This window comes from Micromonospora sp. NPDC048930 (genome assembly GCF_043197935.1).
Taxonomy (GTDB): Bacteria; Actinomycetota; Actinomycetes; order Mycobacteriales; family Micromonosporaceae; genus Micromonospora.
In genome coordinates this window covers 12,899-24,410 of the sequence record NZ_JBICUB010000026.1, presented here as the reverse complement: position 1 = coordinate 24,410, position 11,512 = coordinate 12,899, and the positions used below count along the sequence as shown (strand labels likewise).

General features: G+C 68.7%; 9 protein-coding genes. 7 read left to right on the top strand and 2 right to left on the bottom strand.

What is annotated here, in order from left to right; genetic code table 11:
- Positions 1-395 precede the first annotated feature (395 nt).
- The 7 genes from ACGFI9_RS35460 to ACGFI9_RS35430 all read left to right on the top strand — a co-directional run bounded on the left by ACGFI9_RS35460 (position 396) and on the right by ACGFI9_RS35430 (position 9,762).
- On the top strand, positions 396-1,919 hold the full coding sequence (locus ACGFI9_RS35460; RefSeq protein WP_393185167.1) for a non-reducing end alpha-L-arabinofuranosidase family hydrolase: 1,524 nt from the start codon (positions 396-398) through the stop codon (positions 1,917-1,919).
- Between the two features lie 530 nt (positions 1,920-2,449).
- On the top strand, positions 2,450-3,436 hold the full coding sequence (locus ACGFI9_RS35455; protein WP_393185245.1) for a LacI family DNA-binding transcriptional regulator: 987 nt from the start codon (positions 2,450-2,452) through the stop codon (positions 3,434-3,436).
- A gap of 725 nt (positions 3,437-4,161) precedes the next feature.
- Positions 4,162-5,502, top strand: coding sequence for an alpha-L-fucosidase (locus ACGFI9_RS35450; RefSeq protein WP_393185165.1), 1,341 nt, complete (start codon positions 4,162-4,164; stop codon positions 5,500-5,502).
- A complete protein-coding gene (locus ACGFI9_RS35445) occupies positions 5,417-5,821 on the top strand; it encodes an RICIN domain-containing protein (RefSeq protein ID WP_393185164.1) in 405 nt (134 codons plus the stop codon). The genes ACGFI9_RS35450 and ACGFI9_RS35445 overlap by 86 nt, the downstream gene beginning before the upstream one ends.
- 144 nt (positions 5,822-5,965) lie before the next feature.
- Positions 5,966-7,609 carry a glycoside hydrolase family 27 protein gene (locus ACGFI9_RS35440; protein WP_393185162.1) on the top strand — a complete coding sequence of 548 codons (1,644 nt, stop codon included), beginning with the start codon at positions 5,966-5,968 and terminating at the stop codon, positions 7,607-7,609.
- A 354-nt stretch (positions 7,610-7,963) separates the two neighbouring features.
- On the top strand, positions 7,964-8,287 hold the full coding sequence (locus tag ACGFI9_RS35435; protein ID WP_393185243.1) for a hypothetical protein: 324 nt from the start codon (positions 7,964-7,966) through the stop codon (positions 8,285-8,287).
- Positions 8,288-8,577: 290 nt separating this feature from the next.
- Positions 8,578-9,762, top strand: coding sequence for a M14 family zinc carboxypeptidase (locus ACGFI9_RS35430; protein ID WP_393185161.1), 1,185 nt, complete (start codon positions 8,578-8,580; stop codon positions 9,760-9,762).
- 187 nt (positions 9,763-9,949) lie between these two features.
- Here ACGFI9_RS35430 and ACGFI9_RS35425 read toward each other — a convergent pair whose 3' ends face one another.
- On the bottom strand, positions 9,950-10,291 hold the full coding sequence (locus tag ACGFI9_RS35425) for a hypothetical protein (protein ID WP_393185159.1): 342 nt from the start codon (positions 10,289-10,291) through the stop codon (positions 9,950-9,952).
- Positions 10,292-10,355: 64 nt separating this feature from the next.
- Complete coding sequence (locus tag ACGFI9_RS35420; protein WP_393185157.1) at positions 10,356-10,940, bottom strand: dihydrofolate reductase family protein; 585 nt, start codon at positions 10,938-10,940, stop codon at positions 10,356-10,358.
- Between the last annotated feature and the right edge of the window lie 572 nt (positions 10,941-11,512).

The following is an 11,512-nucleotide window of genomic DNA, read 5'->3' as shown; positions in this document are numbered from 1 at the left end:
GGGGATCAGGCCGGCCCAGTCATGCGTGAACGCGCTGTCTGCGCCAGCATCGCGGTTTCATCGGCATGTCCGCCGGGTCCGTACCGGTGGCGGGATGATGCCAGCGGATCGGTGGGGGGCCGCAGCAGGGGCTGCGACGCGCCGGCTGGTAGACCACGAACGTTACGACTTGACGAACAAGATGTTATCGCTCACAGTCGATGGGCAAGGACGGCGAAACCGTTGGTTCACCCGGGCAGGGCCTGGTTTCGTCGGGACCTTGGATCAGGGCGCCGGCCAGGGCATGCGACCCCAGAATGTTAGCGCTAACGCCGTTGTCGCACGCGTCCGGCCATGCGTCGCGGTGCGCCCGTTCTCGGGTGGACCGTTCGGCTCTTATTCATTGAAGGAGGACCATGTCTGCCTTTGGTAGGTCTCCATCGATCGCGCCGCCCTCGCGGCGGCGTGGGTGGTTGCCACGGGTTGTCGCCGCTGCGGCGACGGCGGTGTTGGTCGGTGGTGCCGCCGCGGTGGTGGTGTCGACGCCCGCCGCCGCGGCGACGGTCGACACGACCGCGTGGTACGTGTTGATCAACCGCAACAGTGGCAAGGCCTTGGACGTGTACAACCTGGCCACGAATGACGGCGCGCGGATCGTGCAGTGGACGCGCAACAACGGCAACCAGCAGCAGTGGCAGTTCGTGGACTCGGGCGGTGGCTACTACCGGTTGCGGTCACGGCTCTCGGGCAAGGTGCTGGACGTCTACAACTGGTCGACCGCCAACGGCGCCAACATCGTGCAGTGGACCGACGGCAATCAGGCCAACCAGCAGTTCCGGCTGGCCGACTCCGACAGCGGATACGTCCGGTTGATCAACCGGAACAGCAACAAGGTGGTGGAGGTGCAGGGCGCCTCGACCGCCGACGGCGGAAGCATCGTGCAGTACGACGACTGGAACGGCCCCAACCAGCAGTGGCAGCTCGTCCGGGTCGACGGCGGGACCAACCCCACCACGCCGCCGCCGGGCGGCACGTGCACCCTGCCGTCGACGTACCGCTGGTCGTCGACGGGCGCGCTCGCGAACCCGAGGTCGGGGTGGGTGTCGCTCAAGGACTTCACCAACGTCGTGCACAACGGCCGGCACGTCGTCTACGCCACGACGCACGACACCGGAACGTCGTGGGGTTCCATGAACTTCAGCCCATTCACGAACTGGTCCGACATGGCCTCGGCCAGCCAGAACGCGATGCCCTTCTCCGCCGTCGCGCCGACACTGTTCTACTTCGCTCCGAAGAACATCTGGGTGCTCGCCTACCAGTGGGGCGGGACCGCGTTCTCCTACCGGACGTCGAGCGATCCCACCAACGTGAACGGGTGGTCGTCGCAGCAGGTGCTCTTCTCCGGGAGCATCTCCGGTTCCGGTACGGGGCCCATCGACCAGACGCTCATCGGCGACGGCACGAACATGTACCTGTTCTTCGCCGGGGACAACGGCAAGATCTACCGCGCCAGCATGCCCATCGGAAACTTCCCGGGCAGCTTCGGCACGTCATCGACGGTGATCATGAGCGACACGACCAACAACCTCTTCGAAGGGGTGCAGGTCTACAAGGTCCAGGGCCAGAACCAGTACCTCATGCTGGTCGAGGCGATCGGCTCGCAGGGCCGCTACTTCCGCTCGTTCACCGCCAGCAGCCTGGGCGGCTCCTGGACGCCGCAGGCCGCCAGCGAGAGCAATCCCTTCGCTGGCAAGGCCAACAGTGGCGCCACCTGGACCAACGACATCAGCCACGGCGATCTGGTGCGTAGCAACCCCGATCAGACCATGACCGTTGATCCCTGCAATCTGCAGTTGCTCTACCAGGGACGTGCCACCAACTCCGGCGGGGACTACGGTCTCCTGCCGTACCGGCCGGGTGTGCTGACTCTGCAGCGCTAGGGCGTGATGCCGGGTCGGTTCGGATCTTCCTGACGTCCGCGGCAACGGCGTTGCCGGACCGCACCGGCGATACCCCGGCTCACGAGCAGGGCCGCGGTGGATCTGGAGCGGGCGGGCTCGGCGCACGGCCGAGCCCGCCCAGCCGCACGTTCGCCGGCATACCTCCCGCCGGCCCATCCCGGATCGGCCCTCGCCGCGTTCGAAGGCCCGTCGCCCGCGAGCCCGAACGGCGCCGACCCCGCACCGCCGGCCACCAGGGCCGCCGGCCGGACGCCCCGGGAGCATCGGCGGGTGTCGAGGCGGGGCGGCGGCCGAGGGTCACCCGCGCCGCGCCGATCACCGGGTGAGGCCGTGCCTCGGCGGGCGGGACGGGACCTGGGCGTACACTGGCGCTGGCCTTGTGCCGGGCTGCCCTGGGCGCTCGGCCAGGCCGGGGCAGGGCTGCGGATGGTGTCCAGCCGCTCCGGCGTCGATCGCCGGAGCGCGGTCGGGGCTTGGCGGGGAGGGTGAGGGCCGTGCGGGGTCCCGCGATGACGGATGTGGCCCGCCTTGCCGGGGTCTCCCATCAGACCGTGTCGCGGGTGCTCAACGGGCACCCCAACGTCCGCGAGCAGACGCGGCTGCGGGTGCAGGCGGCGATCGCCGAGCTGGGCTACCGACCCAACCGGGCCGCCCGTGCGCTGGTGACCGGCCGGTCGCAGGTCATCGGGGTGGTCGCGCAGAACACCACCCTGTACGGCCCGGCCTCGCTGCTGGCGGCGCTGGAGCAGACCGCCGCCGAGGAGGGCTTCGCGGTCACCGTGGGCAGCGTGCGGGACCTGGACCGGGTCTCCATCTCCGCGGCGGTGGAGCGGCATCTGGCACACCGGGTGGCCGGGATCGTCGTCATTGCTCCCGTCGAGTCCGCCGGTGAGGCGCTGGAGCACCTGCCGAAGGATGTTCCCCTGGTGACGGTCGACGGCGACCCGCGCCGGCCGGTCCCGCTGGTGACGGTGGACCAGGTGGCGGGCGCGCGGGAGGCCACGCGGCATCTGTTGGAGGCCGGTCACCGGACGGTGTGGCACGTGTCCGGGCCGGCCGACTGGTTCGACAGCGCCGGGCGGATCGAGGGCTGGCGGGAGGCGCTGCGGTCGGCGGGCGCCGAGGTGCCGCCGCTGGTCCCCGGGGACTGGTCTGCGGCGTCGGGCTACCGGTGCGGGCAGATGTTGGCGCGGATGCCCGAGGTGACCGCCATCTTCACGGCCAACGACCACCTGGCGCTGGGTGTGCTGCGGGCGTTGCACGAGTACGGCCGCCGGGTGCCGGACGAAATCAGTGTGGTGGGCTTCGACGATGTGCCGGAGGCGGCGTACTTCATCCCGCCGTTGACCACCGTCCGGCCGGACTTCGCCGCGGTGGCCCGGGCCAGCCTGGACCTGCTGCTGGCACAGATCGAGTCCGGCGCGGCGGGTGAGTTGCGGCAGACCATCGCGCCGATCCTGATCCCCCGGCAGAGCGTCGGCGCCCCGCCCCGGTGACAGCCGCGGCCCGCTGCCGCGCCCGGTTCGCGAGGCGGAGCCGTCCCGATTTCCGGGACGACGCCACGGCCGCGGAGGCCACGGCGCCGGTGACCGCGATGAGCAGTGCCAGGGGCGCCAGGGTGGCCGCCAGACGACGCCGACGGCCGACGTTCGGTTCCATCGTGCCCTCCCGGATAGTTGACATTCGTGTGAGCGCTAACATCGATTCTTAGCCTCCCGGTCTACATTCGCGTCTGTCAACGTCCAGTGCGGAGCGGGCGAGTGCCCGCGGAAGTGAGCTGCTCGCCACCGGCCTCTACGGTCCAGTTGATCGGCGTTACTGGTTCGTCGAGCCCGGCGAGGTGCGCCACGCCGGCCGCAGCTGGGTGACTCCGCTATTGACATCGGCGTTCATTGACCTGTTACATAGGCGAAGTCGGATGTGTTAGCGATAACAGGGCGGGGTCGAGTGGCTCGCCCGCATGTCGAAGGCGGTTCGTGGGCACCGGGTCGCCGGCCGTACCACGCCATGCGGTGCCACCGGTACGCGACGAACCTTGGTTCGCCGCCGGCATTCGATGTGCACCCTCCAGCGGCTCGGGAACCTGCGCCCATCGGCGTCCGGGCTACCGCTCGTCCCACCCTTCCCGGGCCGGAGCCGAGTTCCCCGCGTCGCAACCTCATCGGCTGTCCCCGTAGGCCGAAGGGCAACTGTTCGCACCCTCCGAGAGAGGTTTCCAGGTATGTCCCCGTCCCCGTCGCACCTCAGCCGCCGCAGCCTGCTCGCGGCCGTCGGGCTCACCGGCGCCGCCACGGCCGCCGGGCTGTCGAACGTACGCTTGGCCCTGGCCACGGTGGGCCCGAGCAGTTACACCGCCAGCTGGTCCTCGGTCGACCAGCACCCGCCGGCCGCCGAGTGGTTCCAGGACGCCAAGTTCGGCATCTATTACCACTGGGGGGTGTACAGCGTCCCCGCGTACGCCAGTGAGTGGTACCCGCGCAACATGTACAACGCGGGCTCGAACGAGAACAACTATCACCGCAGCGTGTATGGCGACCCGTCGGTGTGGCCGTACCACAACTTCATCAACGGGGCGCCGGACCGGGCGGGCAACTGGGTGCAGTTCGCGCCGAAGCTCCGCTCGGCCGGCGGGACCTTCGACCCGAACGAGTGGGCACAGCTGTTCGCCGACGCCGGGGCGAGGTTCGCTGGGCCGGTGGCCGAGCACCACGACGGATTCTCGATGTGGAACAGCAGCGTCAACGAGTGGAACTCGGTGGCCCGGGGACCGCGGCTGGACCTGCTGCGGCTGCAGGCCGACGCGATCCGGGCCAAGGGCCTGAAGCTGTGGGTGTCGTTGCACCACGCGTACAACTTCACCGGCTACTTCCAGTGGGCGCCGAGCCAGTCGGACACCAGCCTGAGGAAGCTCTACGGCCAGCTCGGTGCCACCGCCGAATACCAGCTCTGGTACGACAAGCTGCGCGAGATCATCGACGGCTACCAGCCCGACATCATCTTCCAGGACTTCAACCTGTCCCGGATCCCGGAGTCGTACCGGCTGAACTTCCTGTCCTACTACTACAACCGGGCGGTCGCCTGGAGCAAGGACGTGGTGGCCACCTACAAGGACGGCTTCAACAACCGCGGCGAGGTGTACGACTTCGAGCGCGGCGGCCCGGCTGGCATCCAGACCCCGTACTCGCTGACCGACGACAGCGTCTCCAGCTCCAGCTGGTGCTACACCCAGGGCATCGGCTACTACTCCACCAGGTCCCTGATGCATGCGCTCCCTCGGCACGCTGACCTCGGCGCGGCTCCTCGGCTCCGCCGCTGGCACGTACCTCGACCTGCCCAACCGCACCCAGGACGGCTCCGGCCTGTACCTGACCATGCCCTCGTCCAGTGCCCCGTTCAGCGCCCTCGCGTACGTCGTCAAGCGCACCTTCGCGGGTCAGATCCCCCCGTTCGACAGCGGCCTCACGCCCACCGGGTACGTGAAGATTGCGAATTTGACGACGGGTCTGGTGCTGGACAGTGGCGGGAGTGTCGGGTCGGGGTCGGTGGTCAAGCAGTGGAGTGATGTCAGCAGCCCGAATCTGCAGTGGCAGTTGGTGGATGTGGGCGGTGGTTACCACCGGATCGTGAATCGAGCCAACGGGATGGTGGTCGACAGCTGGGGTAACGCGGCCAACGGGGCGAACGCGCTGCAGGCCCCGTGGAATGGCGGCAACAACCAGCAGTGGCGGCTCAACGCCGTGGGCAACGGTCGTTCTCAGATCATCAACCAGGGCACCGGTACCGCGTTGGACGGGATGGGCAACGCGACGGTCGGGTCGACGGTCTGCATGTGGGCGCCCAACGGGAACACCAACAACCACTGGACCATCACCGCACTCTGACCAAACCCGATCGCGCGGCCCGACCACGCCGGGTCGCGCCGAGACTGCCCGGAATCAACCACCCTGTCCCGCCGGCGGACAGCGCCGCCCACCGGCCGGACCATGACCTGCGACGGGGACAAGCCGTCGCGGGAAGGAGAACCGATGAGACATCTCGCCTCGGGTCGCTGGGCCGCCGGCGTCGCAGCCGGGCTGCTGGTGGCCGGCGCCCTGATCGGGCTGCGTCCCCCCGACGCCCAGGCATTGGAGAACGGGGTGGCCCGCACCCCGCCGATGGGCTGGAACAGTTGGAACTCGTTCGGCTGCAACATCAACGAGTCGCTGATCCGGCAGTCCGCCGACGCGATCGTCGCCAGCGGAATGCGGGACGCCGGCTACCAGTACGTCGTGGTCGACGACTGCTGGTTCAACCCGAACCGCGATGCCGCCGGCAACCTCCAGGGCGACCCCGGCCGGTTCCCCAGCGGTATGAAGGCGCTCGGCGACTACCTGCACAGCAAGGGCCTGAAGTTCGGCCTCTACCAGGTGCCGGTGGACCGGACCTGCGCGCAGTACTTCGGTTCCTACCCGGGCGCCACCGGCAGCCAGGGGCACGAGGCGCAGGACGCGCGGCAGTTCGCCGCCTGGGGCGTGGACTTCCTCAAGTACGACTGGTGTTCGCCGAACGGCACCATCGACCAGCAGGTGGCGACCTTCGCCAAGATGCGCGACGCCCTCGCGGCCACCGGCCGGCCCATCGTCTACAGCATCAACCCGAACAGCATCCACGCCAAGACCGGGCCGCAGCGCGACTGGGGCGACGTGGCCAACATGTGGCGGACCACCGAGGACATCACCAACGCCTGGGACACCGGCCAGACGAACGGCTACCCGATGGGCATCCAGAACATCATCAACGTCACCGTGCCGCTGGCCGGGTACGCGCGCCCCGGCGCGTTCAACGACCCCGACATGATGGAGGTCGGCCGGGGCGGCATGACCGACACCGAGATGCGCAGCCACTTCGCGATGTGGGCCGTGCTCGCGGCGCCGCTGGTCGCCGGTAACGACGTCCGCTCTATGTCGTCGGCCACCCAGAACATCCTGACCAACCGGAACCTGATAGCGATCAACCAGGACAGCCTCGGCCGGCAGGGCAGCCAGATTTCCTTCGACGGCACCCGCCGAGTGCTGGCCAAGCCGCTGGCCAACGGAGACGTGGCGGTCGCGCTGTTCAACCAGGGCAGCGCCACCACGACGATCTCGACCACCGCCGCCGCCATCGGCAAGACGGGCACCAGCTTCACGTTGCTCGACGCCTGGAGCAACGCCACCAGCACCACCACCGGCACCATCTCCGCCAGCGTCCCCGCGCATGGCACGGTGGTCTACCGGGTCAGCGGCGGCGGCACCACCACGCCACCACCGACCACCAGCGGCACGCTGGTCAGCGCCGCCTCCGGTCGGTGCCTGGACGTTCCCCAGAGCAACACCGCCAACGGCACCCAGCCGGTGATCTGGGACTGCAACGGCGGCACCAACCAGCGCTGGACCGTCAGCGGAGACACGCTTCAGGCCCTCGGCAAGTGCCTGGACGCGCCGCTGAACGCCACCCCGGGCGCCAAGGCCCAGATCTGGGACTGCAACGGTGGCGCCAACCAGCGCTGGACCCGGAGCTCCGACGGCACCATCCGGGCACAGCAGTCCGGCCTCTGCCTCGACGTCAACGGCGCCGCCACCGGAAACGGGACCACCGTGATCCTCTGGACCTGCACCGGCGCCGCGAACCAGCGATGGACCCTTCGGTAGGACCTTTCCCCGCCGTCCCGACCCGGTCCTTTGGACCGGGTCGGGACGGCATGCCGACCGACCGCCATCCGGTCCGGCCATAGACGCTTCCCGGGAACGAGCGAATGCGGGGCACGGGCCGCGTCGCGCTGCTCAGCATCCCAAGCCGACCTACGGCTGACGCTGGATAGGGCAGTAAGGCTCGGGGTCACGTCCCGTGGGCTGGTATAGATCGCCTGCGTCCCGGCGGCGACCGCCACGAGTCCCTGCGCCCGCGCGATCGCCGATGGCAGGGCGACGATACGGGAGTTGCCACCGCGCCCGCGCGGCTTCGACTTGGCCGAACTCGGCAACTTGCCGGCTCGCGTCGACATTGTGCCGGTCTACCTGGACGCCGATGGCGTACCACTCGCCGCGTGCCGGGCCGCAGGTGCCAGGGGAATCGTGCTTCAGGCCCTCGGCATCGGCAACCCGACGCCAGGTGTGCTGGAAGAGGTGCGGGCCTCTGTGGCGGTGGGAATGGTGGTGCTGGTGACCTCCCGCTGCCCTGGCGGGACGTCGCCCCGGTCTACGGCGCGGGAGGAGGGGCTGACCTCGCCGCCGCCGGCGCACTCTTCGCGGGGTCACTGCCGGCTCCGAAGGCGCGCCTGCTTCTTGCTGCGACTGTCAGCAGCGAGCAAGAGCCACGACGCGCGATAGACCGCATGGCCCCCTTCATCACCGGTTCGACCAGCGGATCCGGGAGCGGTAAGGGCTGACGGGGCGACCAAGACGCCGCAGGGCTCGACGGGTGAGGCAGATGAGGCGGCGTTGTGGCGTCGGCATTGTTCTGCACCACGCGGCTCAACCATGGCAACCGCCAGCGAGGCAGTGTAAGCAGGAGTTCAAAACCCGCAAATCCCACCCATTGATGGCGAAGAACCTCTTGACAGGTTTCTCCAGGGCGGGCAATGCTGGCCGCTCGCGAATCCTGGTCAAAGGAGATCGGCGTGACCGCATCCCATTCCCTTCAAGCGTCTGCCGCAGGCCGGTTCCCGCGGCGGTTGACGCGGAGACGGCTGATCGCTGTCACGGCAGCCATCGCGCTGCTCCCCGTCGGCTCCGCCGTGCCGGCGGCGGCGGACCCGCAGACCACTCCGAACGGACCGTGGTCTGGAGAGAAGTCTTCTAGCCTGGCCGCGATCCACAGTTATGACCAACTATGGTCCACGCTGCGACAGATCGAGAACCACGCACAGGGCTCGTTCGACCTCTCCGCCGCACCGCTGACGAGCAACACTGGCCGGGAGATCCCGGTCGTGACGGTCGGTGACGGACCTACGTCGGTGATGTACATCGCCAACCAGCACGGCGACGAGTATGTCGTTTCCGAGGCGATGATCAACTTGATCCGCAGCATCAGCGGTAACTCGCAAACAGCGGTGGCGTTGCGTAAGGCGCTCACCATCACCGTCGTACCCCGCGTCAATGTCGACGGGTTCGACGCCGACGTGACAGACCTGGCGGGACGCACCACACCGTGGCGGCAGAATTACGACCCGAGCTGCACTCAGGCACCGTGCGACCCGTTCTACGAGGTCGGGCGAGGCTACGACATCAACCGCTACCACTCCTACAGCAGCAACGCGTACGACCACCCGTACAAGGCGGGCGACGACAACCTGAACCCGGTCCCGGAGGCTATCGCGATGCGCCTGCTGTGGGAACAGCGGCGACCCGAGTTGGTCCTCGACTTCCACCACCAGGGCTCGTACGTCGATGAGGAGGGCGGGCTCATCACCGGCTCGACCATGTGGCCCAATGCCGAGGCCGAGGCGGAGCGGCTGGGCATTGCCGATGAGTTCGCAGACACCGTCACTCGGTCGAAGCGGGCGGTGTCGGTGCTGCTGACTGCTCTGGACGAGTACGGCTACGCCAACATTACGCGCTACCCGAGCACGTCCACCCCCGGCATCGCCCGGAACGCCTACGGGCTACTGGGCTCTGCCTCGGTGCTGTTCGAGATGCGTGGCGACATCGACGCCAAGTCCAACGGCTACATTGCCAAAACTGCCGAGGTGGCGGGGATGGCGATCCTGGAGGCGGTTGCCGACGGGTCGTGGGAGACCGCGAACCTCGAGCCGGTTGAGAATATCCGGGAGCGCGGTCCCTCTGTCGACGACCCCCACGAGTGACACCTTTGCGCCTCTTCGAGGGGCCCCGTGTGTGTGGGGATTGACGTCCCGGCGCGGGGCCCGCTCGTAACGAAATGCCTCAGCGAGATCTGACTGGGTCCATTCCCAGCAGCTGCGTGACCTGGGCGCGTAACTGCTCGACCGCACATTCCAACGCACTAAGAACACGTACAGTGAGGTCGGCGCCTCAACGCCCGAATGCCATTGGTGAACGCGTGCCGAGATCACCGGGCCGCAACGATCGCCGGCGTTCCGTGGTACGACGCCTTTGGGTGCCAGCCCGCCGGTTCGGGTCGGTGCGCCGCGCCAACGTGTCGGCAGCCGTCGATCGGCCCTCCCAGCCATTGGTCAGGACGAACAGGCGCCGCCCGATGACCAGCATCCTCTGGCCCGCCCACATGCCGCGCACGTAGGCGGCCGCAGTCGCCGACACCCGGATCGGAGCACTGTGGATGCCGGCGTAGTCCTCGGCGACGAGGGGGTGGTCGCCGCTGAAGTGCCAGTTTGTGCAGCGGTCCCACGTCGTCACGCTGGTCGGCGATGTAGCCGTCCAGTGGGGCCACCGCGTGCAGGTGCATCGCGCCCATGCCCGCCTACTCCACTCCTTGCGCCGCCAGCCCAGGCGGGGCCTCCAGCACCGTGGGCACGTACTCGAGCAGCTGCAGCCGGTCGTCGAAGGTGCGGTGGTCCACCAGCTGGAGGGCGACATCGGGGTATCCGTCGAAGATCCGGTCACGGCCGGTGGCGCCGTTGATGACGGGGAAGACGACGACCCGGTAGCGGTCTACCAGCCCGGCCCGCAGCAGCGACCGGCTCAGCGAGAGGCTGCCGAGGGTGTGCAACGGGATGCCCTCCTCCTGCTTCATCGCCCGCACCTCCGCAACCGCATCACCGCTGATCAACTCCGTGTTCGCCCACTCCAGCGGCGCCGTCAGCGTGGAGGAGAACACGATCTTCGGCATTGCTTTCAACGTCGCCGTGCCGACCTCGTCGGGCGAGTGCGCAAGGATGCCCGAGAGCAGCCGGTAGGTCGTCGCACCCATCAGGGCCGTGTGCTTCTCTTCCGCCTCGAGCCACGCCAGGTACTCGGGCCCGGCCATGCCCCACAGCCCGGGCCAGCCCTCGGCGGCTCCGAAGCCATCCAGGGAGATGATGAAATCCACCATCAGCTTTCGCATCGAACCGTCCTCTCGGCGTAGGTACACGTCGTGTTACGGGTTCCGTCTAGGCGGAGGCCGGGCCGCCGGTCATTCGACCGCCGGCACGGTGATCTCGCCGCTGACCACTGGTCTACGAGGTGTGCGTCGGTGAACCACCCGCGTCCGCTCCGGCGGCTCCTCCCCAGCCCGCACTCCGCGAGCACGCCCAGGTGACAGGAGCCGGGGGCGGGGGAGTGGCCGTCCAGCCGCCGGCCGCCAGCCCAGCAGTCCCGCCCCGGCGAGTACCTCGCGGGCCCGGGCGATCCCGACCGCACCGATCGCGACCGCCGCCGCCAAACCCGCCACGAGCGTCGCCACCAACCCAACGGACCGCCGCCGCACCCGCAACACCCCCTTCCATCGCAGGTCTACTGCAGGCAGTTGTGCGATTTTCAACCTGACCCCCGGAACTGCGGTAACGCGATCTCGGTCGCGTCACCTGTCCCTGCTGCGCGCTGGCCGCCGGGCAAGGGGGACGAGGACGAGCCTCACGGCGAGCCCGCGCCGTGGACAAGAGGCTAGGCCCGACCTGGCACAAATCCTGGGAAACC

Coding starts and splice junctions, on each gene's coding strand:
- ACGFI9_RS35420 (WP_393185157.1), bottom strand. CDS start 10,940: ATGCGAAAGCTGATGGTGGATTTCATCATCTCCCTGGATGGCTTCGGA.
- ACGFI9_RS35455 (WP_393185245.1), top strand. CDS start 2,450: ATGACGGATGTGGCCCGCCTTGCCGGGGTCTCCCATCAGACCGTGTCG.
- ACGFI9_RS35460 (WP_393185167.1), top strand. CDS start 396: ATGTCTGCCTTTGGTAGGTCTCCATCGATCGCGCCGCCCTCGCGGCGG.
- ACGFI9_RS35450 (WP_393185165.1), top strand. CDS start 4,162: ATGTCCCCGTCCCCGTCGCACCTCAGCCGCCGCAGCCTGCTCGCGGCC.
- ACGFI9_RS35440 (WP_393185162.1), top strand. CDS start 5,966: ATGAGACATCTCGCCTCGGGTCGCTGGGCCGCCGGCGTCGCAGCCGGG.